Source organism: Buchnera aphidicola (Lipaphis pseudobrassicae) (assembly GCF_005081185.1).
Lineage (GTDB): Bacteria > Pseudomonadota > Gammaproteobacteria > Enterobacterales > Enterobacteriaceae > Buchnera > Buchnera aphidicola_AD.
Map to the genome: position 1 here is coordinate 63,307 of NZ_CP034870.1, position 21,742 is coordinate 85,048.

19 protein-coding genes and 3 tRNA genes are annotated in these 21,742 nt (G+C 23.5%); 12 read left to right on the top strand and 10 right to left on the bottom strand.

Annotated elements, in window-relative coordinates:
* Window positions 1-53: 53 nt before the first annotated feature.
* Complete coding sequence (tsaD, locus tag D9V70_RS00295) at window positions 54-1,073, top strand: tRNA (adenosine(37)-N6)-threonylcarbamoyltransferase complex transferase subunit TsaD (RefSeq protein WP_158355796.1); 1,020 nt, start codon at window positions 54-56, stop codon at window positions 1,071-1,073.
* Window positions 1,074-1,099: 26 nt separating this feature from the next.
* Here the strand turns inward: tsaD and ribB are convergent, their stop codons facing one another.
* The gene (gene ribB, locus D9V70_RS00300; protein ID WP_158355797.1) at window positions 1,100-1,753 is read right to left on the bottom strand and encodes a 3,4-dihydroxy-2-butanone-4-phosphate synthase; all 654 of its coding nucleotides are present in this window, start codon (window positions 1,751-1,753) and stop codon (window positions 1,100-1,102) included.
* A gap of 167 nt (window positions 1,754-1,920) precedes the next feature.
* Window positions 1,921-2,868 (bottom strand): D-glycero-beta-D-manno-heptose-7-phosphate kinase, encoded by a 948-nt coding sequence (gene rfaE1 / locus D9V70_RS00305; protein ID WP_253254810.1) that lies wholly within the window; start codon window positions 2,866-2,868, stop codon window positions 1,921-1,923.
* A gap of 164 nt (window positions 2,869-3,032) precedes the next feature.
* Here rfaE1 and D9V70_RS00310 point away from each other — a divergent pair, with 164 nt between their 5' ends.
* The gene (locus D9V70_RS00310; protein WP_158355798.1) at window positions 3,033-4,298 is read left to right on the top strand and encodes a tRNA CCA-pyrophosphorylase; all 1,266 of its coding nucleotides are present in this window, start codon (window positions 3,033-3,035) and stop codon (window positions 4,296-4,298) included.
* A 55-nt stretch (window positions 4,299-4,353) separates the two neighbouring features.
* On the opposite strand, the gene D9V70_RS00315 is transcribed toward D9V70_RS00310, so the two are convergent.
* From D9V70_RS00315 to cysK, 5 genes are all read right to left on the bottom strand, one after another.
* A complete protein-coding gene (locus D9V70_RS00315) occupies window positions 4,354-5,151 on the bottom strand; it encodes an undecaprenyl-diphosphate phosphatase (RefSeq protein WP_158355799.1) in 798 nt (265 codons plus the stop codon).
* 81 nt (window positions 5,152-5,232) lie between these two features.
* Window positions 5,233-5,736, bottom strand: coding sequence for a PTS glucose transporter subunit IIA (gene crr, locus D9V70_RS00320; protein ID WP_158355800.1), 504 nt, complete (start codon window positions 5,734-5,736; stop codon window positions 5,233-5,235).
* A 58-nt stretch (window positions 5,737-5,794) separates the two neighbouring features.
* A complete protein-coding gene (gene ptsI / locus D9V70_RS00325) occupies window positions 5,795-7,504 on the bottom strand; it encodes a phosphoenolpyruvate-protein phosphotransferase PtsI (RefSeq protein WP_158355801.1) in 1,710 nt (569 codons plus the stop codon).
* A 148-nt stretch (window positions 7,505-7,652) separates the two neighbouring features.
* The gene (locus D9V70_RS00330; RefSeq protein ID WP_158355802.1) at window positions 7,653-7,910 is read right to left on the bottom strand and encodes an HPr family phosphocarrier protein; all 258 of its coding nucleotides are present in this window, start codon (window positions 7,908-7,910) and stop codon (window positions 7,653-7,655) included.
* Window positions 7,911-8,017: 107 nt separating this feature from the next.
* A complete protein-coding gene (cysK, locus tag D9V70_RS00335) occupies window positions 8,018-8,962 on the bottom strand; it encodes a cysteine synthase A (protein ID WP_158355803.1) in 945 nt (314 codons plus the stop codon).
* A gap of 261 nt (window positions 8,963-9,223) precedes the next feature.
* Between cysK and ligA the strand changes: the two genes are divergently transcribed.
* Window positions 9,224-11,254: an NAD-dependent DNA ligase LigA gene (ligA, locus tag D9V70_RS00340; RefSeq protein ID WP_158355804.1), complete on the top strand. Its 2,031-nt coding sequence runs from the start codon at window positions 9,224-9,226 to the stop codon at window positions 11,252-11,254.
* Between the two features lie 8 nt (window positions 11,255-11,262).
* Here ligA and D9V70_RS00345 read toward each other — a convergent pair.
* Window positions 11,263-11,335 (bottom strand) — tRNA-Lys (locus D9V70_RS00345).
* Window positions 11,336-11,342: 7 nt separating this feature from the next.
* Window positions 11,343-11,415, bottom strand: a tRNA-Val gene (locus tag D9V70_RS00350).
* 218 nt (window positions 11,416-11,633) lie between these two features.
* Between D9V70_RS00350 and gltX the strand changes: the two genes are divergently transcribed.
* The gene (gene gltX, locus D9V70_RS00355; protein ID WP_158355805.1) at window positions 11,634-13,049 is read left to right on the top strand and encodes a glutamate--tRNA ligase; all 1,416 of its coding nucleotides are present in this window, start codon (window positions 11,634-11,636) and stop codon (window positions 13,047-13,049) included.
* A gap of 190 nt (window positions 13,050-13,239) precedes the next feature.
* Window positions 13,240-13,312: transfer RNA gene (locus D9V70_RS00360), tRNA-Ala, on the top strand.
* Between the two features lie 65 nt (window positions 13,313-13,377).
* Here D9V70_RS00360 and fliE read toward each other — a convergent pair.
* Window positions 13,378-13,689 (bottom strand): flagellar hook-basal body complex protein FliE, encoded by a 312-nt coding sequence (gene fliE / locus D9V70_RS00365; protein ID WP_158355806.1) that lies wholly within the window; start codon window positions 13,687-13,689, stop codon window positions 13,378-13,380.
* 258 nt (window positions 13,690-13,947) lie between these two features.
* Here fliE and fliF point away from each other — a divergent pair, with 258 nt between their 5' ends.
* The 7 genes from fliF (at window position 13,948) to fliN (ending at window position 21,733) form a co-directional block, all read left to right on the top strand.
* Complete coding sequence (gene fliF / locus D9V70_RS00370; RefSeq protein WP_158355807.1) at window positions 13,948-15,621, top strand: flagellar basal-body MS-ring/collar protein FliF; 1,674 nt, start codon at window positions 13,948-13,950, stop codon at window positions 15,619-15,621.
* Complete coding sequence (fliG, locus tag D9V70_RS00375; RefSeq protein ID WP_158355808.1) at window positions 15,618-16,613, top strand: flagellar motor switch protein FliG; 996 nt, start codon at window positions 15,618-15,620, stop codon at window positions 16,611-16,613. Before fliF ends, fliG begins: the two co-directional genes overlap by 4 nt.
* A complete protein-coding gene (locus D9V70_RS00380) occupies window positions 16,606-17,277 on the top strand; it encodes a flagellar assembly protein FliH (protein WP_158355809.1) in 672 nt (223 codons plus the stop codon). The genes fliG and D9V70_RS00380 overlap by 8 nt, the downstream gene beginning before the upstream one ends.
* The gene (locus D9V70_RS00385) at window positions 17,277-18,644 is read left to right on the top strand and encodes a FliI/YscN family ATPase (protein WP_158355810.1); all 1,368 of its coding nucleotides are present in this window, start codon (window positions 17,277-17,279) and stop codon (window positions 18,642-18,644) included. Before D9V70_RS00380 ends, D9V70_RS00385 begins: the two co-directional genes overlap by 1 nt.
* 38 nt (window positions 18,645-18,682) lie before the next feature.
* Window positions 18,683-19,150, top strand: coding sequence for a flagellar export protein FliJ (locus D9V70_RS00390; RefSeq protein WP_158355811.1), 468 nt, complete (start codon window positions 18,683-18,685; stop codon window positions 19,148-19,150).
* On the top strand, window positions 19,134-20,294 hold the full coding sequence (locus D9V70_RS00395) for a flagellar hook-length control protein FliK (RefSeq protein ID WP_158355812.1): 1,161 nt from the start codon (window positions 19,134-19,136) through the stop codon (window positions 20,292-20,294). Before D9V70_RS00390 ends, D9V70_RS00395 begins: the two co-directional genes overlap by 17 nt.
* Before the next feature lie 107 nt (window positions 20,295-20,401).
* Window positions 20,402-21,733, top strand: coding sequence for a flagellar motor switch protein FliN (fliN, locus tag D9V70_RS00400; RefSeq protein ID WP_158355813.1), 1,332 nt, complete (start codon window positions 20,402-20,404; stop codon window positions 21,731-21,733).
* Window positions 21,734-21,742 lie beyond the last annotated feature (9 nt).

Consider the following 21,742-nt stretch of genomic DNA (forward strand, 5'->3'; position numbering starts at 1 on the left):
AAAATAGTTAATATATATTTATAAAATATTTTATGTTTGAGGTATAAAAAGTTATGAAGATATTAGGCATTGAAACTTCTTGTGATGATACAGGTATAGCTATTTATGATTACAAAAAAGGTTTATTAATAAATGAGATATACAATCAAAATATATTAAATGATAAAAATGGTGGTATAATCCCTGAATTAGCATCACGTCAACATATGGAATCAATAACTTTTTTATTACACAAAATTCTTAAAAGAAAACATTTTATGAAAGATATTGATCTTATTGCATATACTGCTGGACCTGGTTTAGTTAGTTCTTTGTTAGTCGGTGCTACATTCGCATGTTCTTTAGGTTTTGCTTTAAATATTCCAGTTGTTCCTGTAAATCATATGGAAGCACATTTATTGTCTCCTTTTATAGAGTGTAAATCTATTGAATTTCCATTTATTGCATTGCTAGTATCGGGTAAACATACTCAAATTATTGGTGTTCATGAACTAGGATGTTATGAATTACTTGGAAACTGTTTAGATGATGCAGTAGGCGAGTCTTTTGATAAAATAGCAAAACTGTTAGATTTAAAATCTCCTGGTGGTTCTGAGTTATCTAAATTAGCATTGATTGGAAATAAGAATTATTTTCATTTTCCCCGTCCCATGATACATCATTCGAATTTAAATTTTAGTTTTTCTGGTTTAAAAACATGTGTAACTAATATGATTAAAAAATGTGATAAAAGTTTACAAACAAAAGCAAATATCGCAAGAGCTTTTGAGGACGCAGTAATTGATACATTATTAATTAAAACTAAACAAGCATTAAAAGAAAAAAAATGGAATCGTTTAGTTATAGCGGGTGGTGTCAGTTCTAATTATCCCTTACGAAAAAAATCAGAAAAAATGATGAAAAAAGATTTTAATGGGAAAGTGTTTTATGCAAGATTAAATTTTTGTACAGATAATGCTGCAATGATTGCATATCTTGGTTGTTTACGTTACAAAGAAGCAAGCAAATGTCTTTTAGATATTGTAGTAAAACCAAAATGGTCTATTATTGAATTAGATCGTATTAATCGATAGTACAATACTATACGAATTAAAATTTACTAAAAATAATTATTTTTTTTCTTTTTAATAAAAAAGATTAAATCTTGTATAGTTAATATTTGCATTTTTTTCTTTTGAGCAAATTTTATTATTTCAGGTAATCGAGACATACTTCCATCCTTATTCATTAATTCGCAAATTACTCCTAATGGTTTGAATCCTGCTAAAGAGACAATTTCAATAGCTGCTTCTGTATGTCCTGGTCGTGCTAAAATTCCATTTTCATGAGCTCTTAACGGAAATACATGTCCTGGTCTATTTAAATCTTCAGGTTTTGAAGTATCAGAAATTGCTGTTTTAATAGTAGTTAGCCTATCTTGAGCTGATACACCGGTAGATACTCCACGTGATGCTTCTATTGTTATTGTGAATCCTGTTTTATACTTACTAGTGTTTTTTTTAACCATCATAGGTAAATTTAATTTTTTTCGTTTAGATTCAGTTATACAAAGACATATAATGCCACTACCGTATCTAATTGTTAAAGCCATTTGTTCTACTGTCATGTTTTCAGCAGCAAATACAAAATCTCCTTCATTTTCTCTTTTTTCATCATCTAATATAATAATGCCTTGACCAGATTGTAAAGCATATATTCCTTTTTGAACTCGTTCTATAGATGTTCCGAATTTAGATAAAAGTATTTGAGTCATTTTAAAATCCTTAATAATATGTTAAATTGCTAAAAAAATAAAAATTTTATCAGATATAAATTTTTTCATATATTATATTTTAATGTATGCTCGAACATTTTTTATAAAAAAAGAACTTATAAAATAAAATATATTTTTAAAAATATGTTAAGAAATACCTTTTAATATCAAAAATTTAGAGCCGAATTTAATTCATGAATAGTTATTGTTTCAGTTCCTGTTTTTTGTATAACTACACCTGCTCCAACACTAGCGTAAAAACATGCTTCTTCTAAAGAATATCCTTGAGCTAAAGAAGCAGCAATAATAGCAATTACTGTATCTCCTGCACCAGTTACATCAGATACTTTTTTTGATGTAGCAGGAAAATGTACTGGTTTTTTTTGAGGTTGAAATAATGTCATGCCATTTTTAGAACGAGTAACTAATAATGCTGATAATTTTAGATCGTATAATAATTGTAAACCTTTTTGAAAAATTTCTTGTTCTTTATTACATTTTCCAACTATGTTTTCAAATTCAGAAAGATTAGGTGTTAGCAAACTAGCACCAGAATATTTTTCAAAATTTATGCCTTTAGGATCTATAAGTATTGGTATCGACATTTTTTTAGCTAAACTAATTATTTTTTTTATATCAACTAAAGTTCCTTTTGAATAATCTGATAATACTAAAATATTAAAATATGATAATGAATGAACAATTTTTTGATATAGTAAGTTAATATTTTTTGAAATATATTTTTCTTGAAAATCTAATCGAATTAATTTTCTTTTATCTGATAAAATTCGAATTTTTGTGATTGTTTTATTTTCTTTGATAGGAATTAAATCACGATCAATTCCCACATGATTTAAAAGTTTTTTTAAAATTATTCCTTCATAATCCATTCCTATAAAACCAATAATTTTAGATTTACATCCAATATCTGCAATATTTTTAACGACATTTCCAGCTCCTCCTGGTTGCTTTTTAATTTTATTGATTGGTAAAATTGGTGTTAGTTGTTCAGATAAAACCTGATGATTTTTACTGTACCAATAGCAATCTAATATTAAATCACCCACAACAAGAACAGACGAATTTTTAAAATTAACTGATTTTTTTTCCATCATTGTATCTCTTCAATATAAAAAATTAATTTATACTTATACGTAGTAATATATTTTTTATATATTATCTATAAGATTATTACAAGATTTAATTTTTTAAAATAATAAATTTTATAAAAAATAATATTTTTTTTAATTAAATCTTCTTTTGGTATGAGGAAATTTGTATGAAAATATATTTAGTAGGAGGAGCTGTTCGAGATTCTTTGCTAAATCTTCCTGTTAAAGATAGAGATTGGGTAGTAGTTGGCGGATCAAAAGAAATATTATTAAAAAAAAACTTTCAACAAGTCGGAAAAGATTTTCCAGTTTTTTTACATCCAATAACACATGAAGAATATGCTTTGGCAAGAAAAGAAAGAAAGTCTGGAATAGGTTATACTGGATTTAGTACTGATTATAATTCTCATGTTACTTTAGAAGAAGATTTGATCAGACGTGATTTAACGATTAATGCTATCGCTTATGATGAAGATGGTAATTATATTGATCCATTTGGTGGAAAAAAAGATATAAAAAATCGTTTATTAAGACATATTTCACAATCTTTTACAGAAGATCCATTACGTATTTTACGAACAGCAAGACTAGCTGCTAGCTTAACTCATTTAGGATTTCAAATTGCAGAAGAAACAATCTTATTAATGCGTATTATGGTTGAAAAAGGAGAATTGTTATATTTGACTCCAAATAGAATATGGAATGAAACAGAAAAAGCTTTTAATACAATTAATCCTCATGTATATTTTCAAATATTATACAAATGTAAAGCACTACATTTATTTTTTCCAGAAGTTAATTTTTTATATCAAAAAAAAAATATTTCTAGTTATTATATTTTTAATAAATTATACAATAAAAATATTATATTAAAAGGATTAGCTAAAATTTCTACTTTATGTAAAGATATTGATGTTCGTTTTGCATATTTATGTCGATTTTTGTCAACTAATGTTTTATATAGTAATTCTTTACATAATAGCTCTTTTAATAGTTCTTTAAAAAAAAAATATGATAAAAAATCATGTGATTTAGTTAGTAGCTTATGCAAACGTTTTTATATCCCATCTTATATTCGAGATATAGCAATTTTAAATACTAGATTTTGTTTTTTTTTAGATACTATTGACTATCAATCATCTAAGAATATCGTTATGTTATTCTACAAAATTGATGCTTGGAGAAAACCAGAACGTGTTCAAAAACTAGCTTTTTTAAGTCAGTTTAATTTTTTAAATATTTCCAAATCTTATTTTACTTACATTAATTCTGGTTTTTTTTTAGAAAAGTGTTTTTCTGTAATAAAAAATGTTTCTGCTAAGCTAGTTTTAGATCAAGGATTAAAAGGAAATAATATTAAAAATGAGTTAATACGTTTACGAATTAAAAAACTTGAATCTTGGCGTGTTAATAATAAAAACTTGTTTTGTTAAAAAGATATAAAAACTTTTTTGAATTATATAATTAATATAATTTTAGTTTAAATTCTTAATGAATAAAATAAAGTAGTAAAGCTAAAATTAATCGGTATATTCCAAAAAATATCATTGAAGTATTCTTGATGAATTTCAATAATTTTTTAATAAATAGAGTAGAAATTAAGTAAGAAATTATAAAACTAAATAAACATATTAGAAGATCTATTTTTTTTATATTATGAATATTGTTTACTATTTCAAAAAAAGATGCACCCATTAATAATGGAATAGATATTATAAAAGAGAATTCTATTGCAACTGATCGTTTAATACCTAATAATATTCCAGTTGCTATGGTAATTCCTGATCTTGAAACACCAGGATATAGAGAAAAGATTTGCAATAATCCAATTATAATTGATTGGAATAAGTTAATATTTCTAATATTTGATGTGATATGTTTTTTTGGTTTTAGCATCTCAGAAATAATTAAAAAAAATCCACCTAGTATTAATGTATATATAATACAATTTATATTAAATGTTAGTTGAATTTTTTTATAAAAAATTAAACCTAACAATATTGTTGGTAATATAGAAAATAAAATATGTAAACATTTTGTATTTTGATTTTGATACTTTTTTCTAACATTCAATATTCTTAAAATTTTTTTATAGAAAAAATAAAAAATTGCTAATGCAGAACCGAATTGCATAAACATTGATAGTATTTTTGTGTTATTACTTTCTACATTTAACCAATGAGAGATGATAATCATATGTCCTGTAGAAGAAATAGGAAGAAATTCTGTTATTCCTTCTATTGTTCCAAGAATTATATAAATAAAAATATGATTTAAATCGATCATTTTTTTCCTTATAAATATTATTATTTTTATAAGCAATATATTAAAACGGTACTAAAAAATAGTACCGTTTTATATTAAAAATCAATTATATAAAGACATAATAACTGTCTTTCCAGCAATAACATTACCTGAAAATTTTTTTATTTTTTTAAATTTTTCTATATTAGATACTACAACAGGAGTTAAAATAGATTTAGATTTTTCTATTAAAAAATCTAAATCAAGTGCAATGATTTCATCTCCTATTTTTACTTTTTGATTATTTTGTACTATTTTTTTAAAACCTTGTCCTTTTAATTTAACAGTATCGATACCAAAATGTACAAATAATTCTACTTTATCATCTGATATAATTGAAAAAGCATGCATACTTTCAGTTATATGCCCAATGATACCATTCACAGGAGCAAGTATTTTGTTATTTGATGGATTAATTGCTATTCCATCACCTACAATTTTCTTAGAAAAAACTAAGTCTGGTACATCTTCAATATTGATTATTTCACCAGATAACGGTGCAATAATTTCTATTTTTTTATCAAAATCTGTTTTTTTATTTTGAAAAAGATTAGAAAAGAAACTCATTTTTTTCTCCTAAATACTTTTTATGCTCTTTTTAAAGTATACGTTAACCTGTTAATCCTTAAATAGATATTTTTAATAAATGAAATATTTCTTTCGTAGTAGATAATTTTAATACTTGTTCTGCTATTTTTTTAGCGTGAGAAAAAGATGTTTTTCGAATTATTTCTTTTATTTTAGGAATGCTTGTTGAACTCATACTAAATTCATCTAAACCCATGCCTAATAGTAAAATAGTTGCACGTTCATCTCCTGCAAGTTCTCCACACATACTGGTCCATTTTCCATGTGAATGTGCTATATCTATAACAGTTTTTATTAACTTTAAAACAGATGGATTCATAGGATTATAAAGATGTGAAATTAAATCATTGCCTCTATCAACGGCTAAAGTATATTGTGTTAAATCATTAGTTCCAATACTAAAAAAATCCACTTCTTTTATTAAATGATTAGCTATTATTGCTGATGAAGGAGTTTCTATCATAATTCCAATTTGAATATTTTGATCAAATAATATTTTTTTTTCATTTAATTTTTGTTTAAGTTTTTCAATTTCTAATCTTAAAGTTCTAATTTCTTCAACTGAAATAATCATAGGAAAAAGTATGTATATTTTTCCAAAAGCAGAAGCTCTAAGAATCGCATTAATTTGAGAACGTAGTATTTCTTTGCGATCCATAGAAATACGTATAGCACGCCAACCAAGAAAAGGATTTTCTTCTTTTGGCAAATTCATATAAGGTAGATCTTTATCCCCTCCAATATCCATTGTTCTTATTATGACAGCTTTATTTTTCATTGATTCTGCAATTTTTTTATATGCTTCAAATTGTTCTTCTTCTTCAGGTAAAGAGTTTCTATCCATAAATAAAAATTCTGTTCGATAAAGACCAATGCATTCAGCACCATTTTTCTTTGCAGAATCAATATCTTGAATATTTCCAATATTAGATCCAACTTTTATACTATGTCCATCAATAGTTGTAGCAGATAGATTTTTTAAATTTATTAATTTATTTTTTTTTAAAATATATTTTCTTTCTATATTCTTCTTTTTATAAATTAACTCTTGAGATGGATTAATAAAAATTTGATTGTTTATAGAATCTAAAATAATGTAATCATTGTTTTTTGTAATTTCAGTGATTTTTTTAGTTCCTACGATAGCTGGAATTTCTAATGATCTAGCCATAATTGAAGTATGTGATGTCTTACCACCTAAATCGGTGATAAAACCTAAAATATATCTTAAGTCAATTTGTGCAGTTTCTGAAGGAGTTAAGTCTTTTGCAATTAAAATTACTTTATTTTTTATATTGTTTAGATCAATAATCCTTAAATTCAGTATATTTTTTAACAATCGATTACCAATATCTCTGACATCGATTGCTCTGTTTTTTAAATACTCATCTTTCAATTCTGCTAAAACTTTAACTTGTCCTTCAATGACATATTCTGTAGCAGCTGCAGCAGATATTTTTTTTTCTTGTATTAAATCAATTATTTCTTTTTCTAATTCTTCATCTTTGAGTAGCATAATATGACCTTCAAAGATACTTTCTTTACTTTTTCCTAATTTTTCTTTTGCTTTAATTTTTATTTCTGTTAATTGTTGTATTGATTTTTCTCTTCCATTAAAAAATTTTTTTACTTCTTTTTTTATATTTGCAATATCAATATTTTTCCGGTTAATAACAATTTCTTCTTCTTTCAATAAAAGAGCAGATCCAAAAGCTATACCCGGTGATGCTAAAATACCCGAAATCATAATATTACCTTTAATAATAAACTTTTTCTATTTAGAGGGAAAAAAAGTGGCATTTCAGGTGAATATATTTTCATATAAAATAATCCGGAGTTATTTTTTTTATATAACATCCGGTATTATAGAAAATTTATACATTGTTTTAATAATTTTACTCTAGTTCCATCATTATCTCAGATAAATGTTTAATAGCTTGTTTTTCATCTTCTCCTTCAGCAGATAATGTAATTATACTTCCTCGAGCTAAACCTAAAGTTTGAATTTTAAATAAGCTTTTTGCATTAACTGACTTTCCATTATAGATAATCGAAATATCAGAAATGAATTTTTTTGCTTCTTTTACAAATTGTGCAGCAGGACGAGTATGTAATCCATGTGGAGCAGTTATTGTTATTTCGTTTTTAAACATATTTTTTCCTTGATTGCAGTTGATTGATATAATATTTTACTAGAATTGAAAAAAATAATTAAAAATTCTTATTGAATTTTTACTACAGAAATTATTTTTTTGTATGATTATTCAGAGAATAACTCTGTACTTAAATAACGCTCTCCTGAAGATGGTAATATGATAACTATATTTTTATTTAAAAAATTTTTACGTTTTTGTATTTTTAAAGCGGCACATAATGCAGCACCTGAAGAAATACCTGCTAATATACCTTCCTTTTTCATTAATTTTTGAGCTGTTAATATTGATTCTGCACTAGAAACTGTGATAACTTCATCGATTAAACGCAAATCTAAGTTTTTTGGAATAAAACCAGCACCAATTCCTTGAATTTTATGCAATCCAGGTTTTAATTCTTTTCGTGATAAAAATTGTGTAATTACTGGTGATTCAGATGGTTCAACAGCAATACTAATTAAATTTTTTTTTAGTTTAGTATGTTTTATATATTTTGTAACGCCTGTAATAGTTCCTCCAGTTCCTACACCAGAAATAAAAATATCTATATTACCATCTGTATCATTCCATATTTCTGGTCCAGTAGTATTTTCATGAATTTCAGGATTAGCTGGGTTTTCAAATTGTTTTAATAAAAAATATTTTTTAGGATTGTATGATACAATTTCATTTGCTTTAGATATAGCTCCTTTCATTCCATATTTTCCATTTGTTAAAACTAAATTTGCTCCTAAAGATTTGAGCAATTTTCTTCTCTCAATAGACATTGTATCTGGCATAGTAAGTGTTAATCTATAATTTCTAGCGGCGGCTACATAAGCCAATGCAATCCCTGTATTACCGCTTGTTGCTTCTATGAGTTCTATATTTTTATCTAACTTTCCATTTTTTTCTGCATTCCATATCATATTAGCACCAATTCTACATTTGACACTAAAACTAGGGTTTCTAGATTCAATTTTTGCTAAAATATTTCCATTTCCTATTTTCTTTAAACGAACTAAAGGTGTATTTCCTATAGTTAAAGAATTATCTTCATATATTTTGCTCATTTGTTTCCTGTATTTTTAAATGTATTATTTCTTATTTACTTGGATACTTAAATTTTTGGTATAGAAAAAATTTTTTATATAAATTATTTTTATTATACTGATTTTTAATTATTTTTTTAAATAACTACTGTTATAAATGAAAAAATAAGGTTTATATTATAAGTAAAAATCACATAATAAAAAATACTAATATCATGAATTTATAAAATTATGAGATAATTTAAAATTCGTTATTTCTTTGTATTCAGATATAAAAAATTTATGACAAATATTAAAAAAAAAATTGATAGATTACGACAAGAACTTTTGAAATACGAACATTCTTATCACATTTTAGATCAATCTATTGTTTCTGATGCTGAGTATGATTACTTACTTAATCAATTGTATTTTTTAGAATTAAAAAATAAAGAATTTATTTCTTCTGATTCTCCTACTCAGAAAATAGGTTCAAATTTAACTGATAAATATCAAAAAATAAGACATTTTTTTCCTATGTTATCTTTAGAAAATACTTTTGATTATAATGGATATTTAAATTTTGAAAAAAGAGTTAAAAAATCTTTTTATAAAGATGAAAAACTAACGTTTTGTTGTGAACTTAAGATCGATGGTATAGCTATTAGTATTATTTATGAAGAAGGTTTTCTTGTAAGAGCAACAACTCGTGGTGATGGTTATATAGGTGAAAATATTACTTCTAATGTAAAAATGATCAAATCTATTCCTATGAAATTAAAAGGATTTAATATTCCTAAAAGATTAGAGATTCGAGGAGAAGTTTTTATGTTAAAATCTGATTTTTTAAAATTAAATAAAAAATCTAAGATTGATAAAACTAAGATTTTTTCTAATCCTAGGAATGCAGCTGCAGGTTCATTACGTCATATTAATGCAAATATAACGGCTGAAAGAAAGCTAATGTTTTCTTCTTATGGATGCTATTTTTTTGAAGATTTTAAAGAAAAAGAATATATTTCTACCCATTATGAAAGATTGATGCAATGTTTAAAATGGGGTTTGCCAGTCAATAAAGAAATCATAGTTTGTTCAAGACATATTGAAGTATTGAACTTTTATAGAAAGTTTGAAAATAAACGACATAGTCTTGATTATGATATAGATGGTATCGTTATTAAAGTTAATTCAATAGATTTGCAAAAAAAATTAGGATCTAATGCAAAATCACCAAGATGGGCTATAGCATTTAAATTTTTTTCTTCAGAAAGAATAACCAAATTATATGATGTTAAGTTTCAAGTAGGTAGAACAGGTGTAATTACTCCTGTAGCTTATTTTCAACCGGTTTCTATATCAGGAGTAACTATTAAAAAAGCTTCATTATACAATCAAAATGAAATAAAAAAATTAAATTTATACATTGGTGATTTTATTGTAATTTGTCGTTCTGGTGATGTTATACCTAAAATATTAAACGTTGTTAAAAACATTCGTTGTAGTAATGCGAAAAAAGTTGTTTATCCTTCATTTTGTCCAGTTTGTAATACGAAGTTATTAGAAAATAAAGCAGAAAAGATAATTCGTTGTCATGCTGGATTAATATGTAATTCTCAAAAAAAAAGATTTTTACATCATTTTTTTTCAAAAAAATCTCTAAATGCAACAGGTTTAGGTCCAAAAATTATTGATGAATTAATAGATAAAAAATTAGTTCAAAATCCAATAGATTTTTTTTATCTTAAATATTTTGATTTAGTTAATTTAAATAAGATAGGACCAAAAAAAAGTATGAATATTATAAGTTCTATACATCGATGTAGAAAAACTAGTTTTAGACGTTTTATTTATGCTTTAGGAATTCCTAATGTAGGTGAAGTTTTTGCAGAAAAAATTGCAAATTATTTTATGAAGTTAGAAAAATTAATTAATTCTAATATTGTAGAATTAAATTCTATCCCTGGTATAGGAACAATTATTGCAAATAATATATTCAATTATTTTTCTACAGATTCTAATTATAATATGGTTTGTAGACTTATGAAAGAAATAGAAATTTTTTGGAATTATTCAGGAGTTTGTTTAAAAAATTCTAAAAAGACATATTTTTTTGGAAAGAGAGTAGTTTTAACAGGTGTATTTGCTTCTTTTTCATCAAGAAAAGAATTAAAAGATTTCTTGATCAACTTAGGTGCTAAAGTTTTAAATAATATTTCAAAAAATACAGATATTTTAATTTATGGAAAAAAATTTGGTTCTAAATTTTCTCAAGCTAAAAGATTAAATATTAAAATTATTAACGAAAGAGAATTTAATGGTTTAATTAAGGATTAAATATTTTTTGGGTCGTGCAGGATTTGAACCTGCGACCAATTGATTAAAAGTCAACTGCTCTACCGACTGAGCTAACGACCCTTTTTGATGGGTGATGACGGACTCGAACCGCCGACTTCCTCCGTGTAAAGGAGGAGCTCTACCAACTGAGCTAATCACCCTATAAATATTTTTAGTATCACTTTATTGTAAAGCTAGGAAAAATAGAGTCAATCTTTTTTTTTTAAATTATATTTGTTTGTTGTAATTTTAACCATAATGATGACATTATCATCTATAATTTTAATTTAAATCATTAAAAATATAAACATTTATTAAAATATGATTTGTTTTATAATAATATTTTTTAGTTAAACACTGTTTTTCAATTAAGGAATATATGAAAGTAAAAACTCGTTTTGCGCCTAGTCCTACTGGAGATTTGCATATTGGAAGTGTTCGTACTGCTTTATATTCTTGGTTATTTGCTAAACATAATAATGGAAAATTTATATTACGTATAGAAGATACTGATGTTGAACGTTCTCAACATTTTTCAATTAATTCTATTTTAGAAGGCTTAAAATGGTTGGGATTAAATTGGGATGAAGGGCCTTATTTTCAAACTAATCGTTTGAAGAGATATCAAGAAGTTATTAACATAATGCTTAAGAAAGGAGATGCATATAGATGTTTTTGTTCATCTAAAAAATTAGAAGAAGATAGAAAAGAACAAAAAAGAAAAGGTTTTAAAGCACGTTATTCTGGAACTTGTAGAAATTTAGATATTAAAACTACATTTCCTAAAGATTTTGTTATACGATTTAAAAATCCAATTTCTGGAAAAGTAATATTCAATGATCGAATAAGAGGTAAAATTATTTTCGACAATTCTGAATTAGATGATGTGATTATTCAGCGTTCAAATGGAATGCCTACTTATAATTTTTGTGTTGTAATAGATGATTTAGACATGAAAATTACTCATGTAATTCGTGGTGAAGATCATATTAATAATACACCTCGTCAAATTAATATTTTAAAATCTTTAGGTGCTAAAATTCCTATTTATGCACATTTATCGATGATTTTAGACGAATCTGGAAATAAAATTTCTAAAAGAAAAAATGCACGAAATATTATTGAGTATCGTAAGGATGGATTTTTACCAGAAGCATTATTAAATTATATAGTTAGACTTGGATGGTCTTATGGGAATCAGGAAATCTTTAGTATTTTTGAAATGCAAAAATTATTTAACTTAAGTTCAATTAGCAAATCATCAAGTATTATTAATATGAAAAAGCTTTTATGGATTAATAAATATTATATTAATCACTTACCACTAAACAACATCACTCATATTCTCAAAGAATACATGCAAGATCAAAATATTGATATAAATCATGGACCTAAACTAGAATGTTTAGTTACATTTCTACGAGATCGTTTTCATACAATACAAGAAATGACAGAATGTTTTCGATGTTTTTATGAAGAATTTAAAATATTTAATCATCAGAGAATAGAAAAATATCTAGTTTTAGATAGTTGTTATGTTTTAGAAGAAGCCTATAAGAAAATAAATAATTTATCTATTTGGAATAATATTTTAATATCTGAAATGATTAATTGTTTGTCTGTAGAAATTAAAGTTAAAAAAATAAAAATTAATATGATTTTACGTGTTGCTATAATTAATGATATTTATTCTCCTAGTATCAGCTTAGTTATTTATTTAATAGGTAAAAAAGAAGTTTTATCAAGAATCAATAAAACACTTTTTTTTATCAAAAGTTTATACATTAAAAAATAAAAATAAATATCAATTTTTACAATAAAAAAATTGACACATTTGTGTTTTAATAAGATCATATTTAAGTTTTTATGTTAAAAAATATTATTAGATAATTTAGATTTATTTTTTTAAAATCTTTAACGATATAAAAGTCATTTTAACAAAAATAAATTGACAGAATTCATGTGTTTTTATATTGTAATATTTTGGGGCTATAGCTCAGTTGGTAGAGCGCTTGCATGGCATGCAAGATGTCAGTGGTTCAATTCCACTTAGCTCCATACAATGATAAAAATTTATTAATTTATTTTAACTGTGCTGAATTTTTTCAGCACAGATTTATAAATTAAATTTGTTGATTCATTATTTCTTGATAAGCTGAAACAATTTTATTTCTTATTTGAATTGCCATTTGCATAGAAATAGAAGATTTTTCTAAATTTATTACAATGTCGTTTAAAGATACTTGAGATTTATTTGATAAAAATTTCTCAGTTTCGGTTTTTGTATGATTTTGAATATTACTTATTTCTCCTAGTGCCGTTTTTATACAATCAATGAAATTATCAGATTTTTTATTTTTTGTTTCATTTATATTTTTATCTAAATAATTAATTTTTTTATTAAAATTTTGATAATTTATATTTTCGATAAACATAATCTTCCTTTAAATAATTGTTTTAAATTTTAAAAAATTGTTATATTCATCATTATTCCTGTTTTTTAATATTTTTAATATAGGAATAAAATTCTAAAATAACTAATATTGAATATTATATCAAAAAAAGACTTCAATTCATTATTAATATAATTTAATTGAAAATAATTTAACAGGAAATTTTTTTTTCGTATCAGTGAAATTATTTAATTGTCACTAAATTGTAGTTAGAGCTAACTATTAGATAGGAAGATTTTCATGAATTTCAGTACTATAGAAAATTCAGTTTTAGAAGAGAAAAAAAAATTTAACAATTTTTTGTCTCGTTTTTTAAAAAATTCTCGTGTTTTAGTAATGTTATTAACGGCAGCAGTAATTACTGCTGTATCTGTTTCAATATGGGTTAAATCTCCTGAGTATCAAGTATTATATAATCATTTATCTAAAGAAGATAGCAGTGCTATTGTTGATCAACTAAATGAAATGAAAATCCCTTATAAACTTACTGATATTTCAGGTGAAATAGCAATTCCAAAAAATAAAATTGATAAGGTCCGTTCACATTTGAAAGAATCAAATTTTTCTCGAGATGAAGCAATTGGTTTTGAATTATTGGATAAAGAAAAATTCGGAATTAGTCAATTTAATGAACAAATAAATTATCAACGTGCACTAGAAGGAGAGTTATCTCGTACTATACAGAAAATAAATGTTATAAAAGCTGCTAGAATACATATTGTACTACCTAAATCATCATTATTTTTAGAAGATAAAAAAAAACCATCAGCTTCTGTTGTTTTAGAATTACAGGAAGGACGGAAATTAAATTTAGGACAAATTAATGCAATATTACATCTCATCTCGACTAGTGTACCTAATCTTTCAGTAGAAAATATTAACATCATAGATCAATCAGGACAGTTATTAAACCAAACTTCTTTAGAAAACGATCGAATTAATGATTTACAATTTAAATATTCTGAAGAAATTGAATCTCGCTATAAAAATAGGATTGAAAGTATTTTAGAACCATTATTAGGATTTGGTAATGTTCATGCTCAAGTTACTGCTCAAATAGATTTTAATTCTCAAGAAGAAACAAAAGAAAAATATTCGCCTAATTCCAATCGAAAATATCAAGCAATACGTTCTCGTCAGACAAGTATTCATGATAAAGTAGAAAAAAATAATAAAAAAGAAAATATATCTGATAACTTTACAAATAATGTAACTTTTAAAAATTTTAAAAATAAAAACACGAATTTTTTACACAGTGATAATATTAATAGAACTAAAAATAGTAAAAATTTTAAAAATGATTATGCTATTCCTATTCATTCTAATATAAATCGAGAAAATACAATAAATTATGAATTGAATCATAGTGTATCACATACTAAAATGAATATAGGAGAAATTAAACGATTATCAGCAGCTGTTGTGATTAATTTTATTAAAGATCAAAATGGAAAATTGATTCCATTGACGCCAGAAAAAATAAAAAATATTAGAAATTTGATATGTGAAGCTATAGGTTTTTCTAAATCTCGAGGTGACAGTATTCATGTTGTTAATGCATCTTTTGCTAAAATTGATAAAAAATTACTTCCAGTAAAATTAAGTAATTCAAATTTATTTAATGAATTATCAGATATTTCGTTTAATTTAATACCGTGGATTCTTTCCGCTGTCTTTTTTCTGTTTTTTTTAAAAAGATATATATGCCCTGTTTCTAAAAACAATACTGTAAAAAACAAGATTATTAAAAATGAAAAAAAATATGTAGATTATAATAATGATATACAAGATAATCTTTCTAAAGAAAATATTCAAAATAACATACGTACAGATAAATTAATTAATCAAATATCTAATCAAAATCCACGTACTATAGCGTTGATTATTCGTCAATGGATGAGTGATAAAATATGATTTTAAATGGTACTGAAAAAAGTGCATTATTATTAATGTTAATAGGATCTGATCAAGCTGGAGAAGTATTAAAAAATTTAACTCCTCTTGAAGTGCAAGAATTAGTTAAGTCTATGGTAAATATTAAAAATATTTCTACTAAAAAATTAAATGAAATACTGTGTGAGTGTTATGATATTGCAGTACAAAATAATGCTTTAAATTCCAATTTTAATGATAAATATATTAGTGATATGTTACTTAAGGCATTAGGAGAAAAAAAAGGAAATTCTCTTTTACAAGAAACATTAGAAATTCGTAATGCTAAGAGTTCTATTCGATCATTGAATGATATGAAACCTGAGCAATTAGCTTTTTTATTAAGTAACGAACATCTTCAGATTATAACAACAATATTAATCTATTTAAATAAAAATCAATCTGCTCAAGTTCTTTCATTTTTTAATGATAAAAAACGTGCTGAAATTATATCTAGAATCACAGAGTTTCATGGTATAGAAGAGTCTTGTTTACTCGAACTTAATAGAGTTATTAATAATTTAATACAAAATAAAAAATTGATTTTTACAGAAAAAGGAGGTATTAAAACTGCTGTAAATATTTTGAGTTCGATGAAAAAAATAGATGAAAAAAATACCATAAAAAACATTAGATTATTTAATCAAAATCTAGCAAGTAATATTTTAAAAGAGATCTTTTCATTTAAAAATATAGTAGATTTAGATGATAAATATATTCAAATTGTAATTCAAAATATAGAAAGAGAAAAGTTATATGTTGCACTTCAAAATACTGATTCTATTATTAAGGAAAAATTTTTTAAAAATATGTCTAATGTAGAATCTAATCAATTATCTTTAAGATTAGAAAAAAAATCTTATATTTCTAATTCCTCTATTCAAAATGAACAAAAATTAATCTTGATTATGGTTAGAAATATTATAGATAATGGAAATATTTCATTGAAAAATCTAAGAGATTATTATGTCTGATATTCAATTGAAAAAAAAATGGATAAAATGGTATCCAAAAGCAATATATTTAAAGAATTCTCAAGATACTAAATTAAATTTGAGTAATTCAAATCAATTTTTAGAAAAAGATTTTTGTGATGCTTCACATCAAGAATCATTGAATAAAAAAAACCATAACACTGAATCAAAAGTAATAGATTTAATAAAGACACAATCATATCAAGATGGTTTTAATACAGGATTTGATAAAGCAAAACAAGAAGATAATCTTATATTGAAAGAAAAACTAAATACTTTTTTTTTAGAATTTGAAAAATCTATTTCTATGTTTGAAAAAAAATTATATCCTCAAATACTTCAAACAGTATTGACTGTATCATCTTATATAATTGGTAAAAAAGATAATGTTGATCAATCTATTTTAATGCAATATATAAAAAGAATTATGAATAAAGAAATTATGTATTTAAAAAAACCAAATCTTATAATTCATCCTAATAATAAAATTTTGACAGAAAAAGTATTTAAAGATTTTTTACAAATTCATCAATGGAATTTAATATATGATGATAGTGTAGATTTAAATAGTTATAAAATCAAGTCAGAAAGTGGTGGTGTTGATGCTACATCTAATGCTAGATGGAATGAATTATATCGTTTTATTTGTTCAGAGGAATATTGATGAATTTGAGATTTACTCAATTGCTTAAAAAGTTTGCTTCTTTTGAAAATCAAATTAATAATCTTCCTAATACTATTAATTATGGACGTTTAATTGGTATTAATGGCTTGGTTTTAGAAGCTATTGGATTAAATGATATTCCTATTGGATCGCAATGCTATATTGAAAGAACTATCAATAATAAAAATACTGTTATTAATGCTGAAGTAATAGGTTTTTTAAACGGAAAAACTTTATTATTATCTTTTAATGAAACTTGTGGTGTTTTTCCAGGTGCCCGTGTTTTTCTAAAATTAGATAATAAAATGAATCATATTGTAAAAAAAGTACCATTATCTACAAATCTTTTGGGGAGAATATTAGACGGTAATGGTTTACCTTTAGATGGATTACCTGCACTACATTCAAAATATTATACTATACTCGAGCAAGATAATAATATAAACCCATTAAATCGAAAAGCGATTACTGAAGTATTAGATACCGGAATTCGATCTATTAATAGTCTTTTAACTATTGGAAAAGGTCAAAGAGTAGGAATTTTTTCTACACCTGGTCTCGGTAAAAGTATCTTACTTGAAATGATTGCAAAACATACACAAGCTGATGTTATTGTTATTGCTTTGATTGGAGAAAGAAGTAGAGAAGTACAACGTTTTATTAATAATGTAGCAAAATTTAAGGGATTATCACGATCGGTAGTAATTGCTGCACCTGCGAATGTGTCTCCATTATTACGAATACAAGCCGCTTCTTATGCGACTTATATTGCAGAATATTTTTGTAAAAATAATAAAAATGTATTATTAATAATGGATTCTTTAACTCGTTATGCTATGGCGGAACGAGAAATTTCATTAGCCTTAGGAGAATTACCAGTTGCTAAAGGTTATCCTTCTTCTATTTTTTCAAAAATTCCAAAATTATTAGAACGAACAGGTAATCTTAACAAAGAAAAAGGTTCAATTACTGCATTTTATACAATTTTGATAGAAGATGAAGACCAACAAGATACAGTATCACATATTGCTCATTCTATATTAGATGGACATATTATTTTATCTCGTCATTATGCCGATCTAGGTCACTATCCTGCAATTGATATTGAATCTTCTATTAGTCGAGTAATGCCTGACATTATTGGTTCTGAACAATATCATCAAGCTTCTTATTTTAAGAAATTAGTATCTTCTTATCAAAGAAATCGAGATTTAATAAACGTAGGTGCTTATATTCATGGAAATGATGTAATTTTAGACCACGCAGTTAAAATTTGGCCAAAATTAGAAAAATTTTTACGTCAAGAAATGTCAGAAAAATATGATTACTTTATTTCTTGTAAGCAATTAAATGAAATTTTTCTTTAATTTTTTGATAAAAAATTATCTTTGGATATATTATATCAATGAGAAATAAAAATGTTATCTTCTCTATTTTAGAAAAAAGAGAAAAATTTAAATTAATAAATGATATAGTTAAAATTAAAAATTTATATGAAAAAAAAACTAAAGATATTCAACAGTTAAAAATTTTAAATAATTATCAAAGTGAATATATAAAAACAATACAGATGAAAAAAATATTAGGAATTCATATAAATCAATGGAAAAATTATAATAATTTTATTTCTGTATTACAAAAAATAATTATAGATAATAAAAGAATGATCAACAGAAATCAAAAAATAATAGAAGAAAACTTAAAAAAATGGTTTATACGTCATAACAAAATAAAATATTGGAAGAATTTAAATATTAAAAATAGCAAAAAAATATTACAAATAAAGAAAATAAAACAACAAATATGTAGTGATAATTATGCTCAATTAGAATCTATAAAAAAAGGCGATTATTTTAATGTTAAAAATTATTGATAATATTTCACTGCAAAAAAATACTTCTTGTAATTTTCATATAAAGAATAATATTTTTGATATTGATGATGACATATCAAAGTTATCTAAATCAGTTTTTAATAAATTAAAACAATGCTTAGTTAATCAAGAATTAGAGTTTGAAAATGTTTCAACAGAAGAAAAAAAGAAAGATAATAAAAATATTATTTGTAGCAATTTTGTAATTAATAATTTATTAAATATTGTAATAGGTAAAGACAAACCTTTAAAATTTCATAGTTTTAAAAAAACTAAAAATAACATTTTAAATAAACAAGAAAAAAAATCTACTATTCAAACTAAATTGAATCATATAAATTTTTTAGAAAATATTAATTATGTTAAAGTACATTTAAATCAAGAAAAATGGCCAATAGAAAAAACAAAAATATTATTTGATAAGAAAAATTTTAACAAGAATGAAGAATTAAAAAAAAATAAATTAATAAAAAATTTCAATGTATTAAAAAACTTACATATAGAAAATATCAGGAATGATTATAAACAAGAAAAAAGTATTTTTGATATAAGTGAAGCAAATGAAAAAAAAATTAAATATGTAGTAAATTTAGTTTTTTTTCAAGATTTAAAAAATTATAAAAATAATACTGTTTATTATAAAAATACTAATAAATTTGAACATTTATCGAATCATATTAATTCTTTAGAAACATTAGATTTTAAACAACTTGCTAAATCAAATATGAAAAGTTTATTTTTTTACGATTCGAAAAATTCTATTAAATGGACAAAATTAATTAATCAAAAAATACTTTTATCTATTGCTAATAAAAATAATCAAGTAGAATTTTATTTAAAACCAGAATGTTTAGGTTCTATACATGTTAAAGTGAATCTAAAAAATGGGAAAAATGCAACTTTAGATTTTATTTCTAATGAAAAAGAAATAAGAGTTTTTTTAAATAATCATATATCTATTTTACAACACTCGTTAATGAAACATGGGATTACTTTAGATAAAGTTAATATTTTTAGCACCTTAAAAAATAATAAATTAAAAAATTATAAAAATGCTTTTAATCTAAATAAATTTCAACAAATATTTGATTTACATAAAAAAAATACAAAAGTAGAAATTGATCCAATTGATATATACATTTAATGTGAGATGCATTTTTTTTAATAAAAATATTTAATAATGCTTCTTTGATAATATATCAAGTTTTTATTTTATCTTATAATAATAACTTTTACCTTTGAGGTGTATAAATGGGGAAAAGTAATAATTTACATAATAAATTTAATAAGTTTTATCAGAGAGATCAGAATTTAAATAGTTTTTTAAAAAAAGATGAAATTGAAATATTAGAAAATATTAATACATATTTTGCAAAAAAAGTGATAATAAATTTTTCTACTTTTATTAAAAAAAATGTCAGAATTTCCTCTCATAGTATGAAAATAGAATCACTATTAAAATTTAATAGAAAAAATATAAAAGATATTAGTTTATTTAATTCAATAAAAGTATTACCTTTTAAACATCAATTTTTTTTAACTTATTGTTCTAATTTTTTTTCTATTATTATAGATCTTTTGTTTGGAAGTGATAGTCATGCTATAGAAACATATAATAAAAAAAATAATATTACATCTACTGAATTATTAATTAGTAAGCAGATAACTAATATTATAAATAATTCTTTATCTAATACTTTTAAAAAATTTTTTGCTTTAGATATAAAGTTTATTAATGAAAAGATTTTATTAAATTTTAAACAGTCTTGTTTTAATTCTAATGAAATGTTTTTAATTAATTTTTTTAATCTTTCTATAGATAATATAGAATTATATTTTTATTTTTTAATGCCATTATCAATTATTAAAATAATTAATGAAACAAAATTATTTAAAATTAACAATGACAAAAATATATCTCCAAAGCAAGATATTATTAATAATATTGTTTTTGAAGATATACATAACATTGAATTAGATATTTTTTTTAAAATAAACGATATTTCCATTTCTTATAATAAATTTTTGACTTTATCAGTAGGAGATGTTTTTTTGATTGAAAATCCTGATAGAATAATAGGATTTTTAGAAAATAAACCTATATTTTTTGCCAAATATAAAAGATTTAATGAACAATCTATTGTTTTTATAGAACAATTTATTAAAAATTTAAAATATAAAAAAATAAGGAATGCTTTCATGAGTAATACAATGAACGATTCTAATCATGAAAAAAAACCACAACAAGATAATTTTAACAAAAATATCTTAACTCAAGATGACATTAATAAAAATACAGGATTAAATGATTCTCAAGAAATAGTTCGTAATAAAAACATTATATTTGATACACCTCTCAATATTACAGTAGAATTAGGTAAATCTAAGGTAAAAATTAAAGATTTTCTTGGTTTTTCTAAGGGAAGCATGTTAATTCTAGATAAGTTGATCAAAGAACCTTTAGATATTTTTTTAAATGGTCACGTAATTGCTTCTGGTGAAATTGTAGTATTAGAAAATAAATATGGTATTCGAATTACTAATGTAAAAAATACTTTAAGAACTTTAAATGCTTTATCTTAAATTTAATAT

What these genes read in the sequence shown, in the direction of transcription:
- fliG (WP_158355808.1), top strand. Translation starts at nt 15,618, where the DNA reads ATGATTTTAAATGGTACTGAAAAAAGTGCATTATTATTAATGTTAATA.
- tsaD (WP_158355796.1), top strand. Translation starts at nt 54, where the DNA reads ATGAAGATATTAGGCATTGAAACTTCTTGTGATGATACAGGTATAGCT.
- D9V70_RS00310 (WP_158355798.1), top strand. Translation starts at nt 3,033, where the DNA reads ATGAAAATATATTTAGTAGGAGGAGCTGTTCGAGATTCTTTGCTAAAT.
- ribB (WP_158355797.1), bottom strand. Translation starts at nt 1,753, where the DNA reads ATGACTCAAATACTTTTATCTAAATTCGGAACATCTATAGAACGAGTT.
- D9V70_RS00395 (WP_158355812.1), top strand. Translation starts at nt 19,134, where the DNA reads ATGTTAAAAATTATTGATAATATTTCACTGCAAAAAAATACTTCTTGT.
- D9V70_RS00390 (WP_158355811.1), top strand. Translation starts at nt 18,683, where the DNA reads ATGAGAAATAAAAATGTTATCTTCTCTATTTTAGAAAAAAGAGAAAAA.
- D9V70_RS00380 (WP_158355809.1), top strand. Translation starts at nt 16,606, where the DNA reads ATGTCTGATATTCAATTGAAAAAAAAATGGATAAAATGGTATCCAAAA.
- crr (WP_158355800.1), bottom strand. Translation starts at nt 5,736, where the DNA reads ATGAGTTTCTTTTCTAATCTTTTTCAAAATAAAAAAACAGATTTTGAT.
- fliN (WP_158355813.1), top strand. Translation starts at nt 20,402, where the DNA reads ATGGGGAAAAGTAATAATTTACATAATAAATTTAATAAGTTTTATCAG.
- fliE (WP_158355806.1), bottom strand. Translation starts at nt 13,689, where the DNA reads ATGTTTATCGAAAATATAAATTATCAAAATTTTAATAAAAAAATTAAT.
- cysK (WP_158355803.1), bottom strand. Translation starts at nt 8,962, where the DNA reads ATGAGCAAAATATATGAAGATAATTCTTTAACTATAGGAAATACACCT.
- D9V70_RS00315 (WP_158355799.1), bottom strand. Translation starts at nt 5,151, where the DNA reads ATGATCGATTTAAATCATATTTTTATTTATATAATTCTTGGAACAATA.
- ptsI (WP_158355801.1), bottom strand. Translation starts at nt 7,504, where the DNA reads ATGATTTCGGGTATTTTAGCATCACCGGGTATAGCTTTTGGATCTGCT.
- rfaE1 (WP_253254810.1), bottom strand. Translation starts at nt 2,868, where the DNA reads ATGATGGAAAAAAAATCAGTTAATTTTAAAAATTCGTCTGTTCTTGTT.
- D9V70_RS00330 (WP_158355802.1), bottom strand. Translation starts at nt 7,910, where the DNA reads ATGTTTAAAAACGAAATAACAATAACTGCTCCACATGGATTACATACT.
- D9V70_RS00385 (WP_158355810.1), top strand. Translation starts at nt 17,277, where the DNA reads ATGAATTTGAGATTTACTCAATTGCTTAAAAAGTTTGCTTCTTTTGAA.
- ligA (WP_158355804.1), top strand. Translation starts at nt 9,224, where the DNA reads ATGACAAATATTAAAAAAAAAATTGATAGATTACGACAAGAACTTTTG.
- fliF (WP_158355807.1), top strand. Translation starts at nt 13,948, where the DNA reads ATGAATTTCAGTACTATAGAAAATTCAGTTTTAGAAGAGAAAAAAAAA.
- gltX (WP_158355805.1), top strand. Translation starts at nt 11,634, where the DNA reads ATGAAAGTAAAAACTCGTTTTGCGCCTAGTCCTACTGGAGATTTGCAT.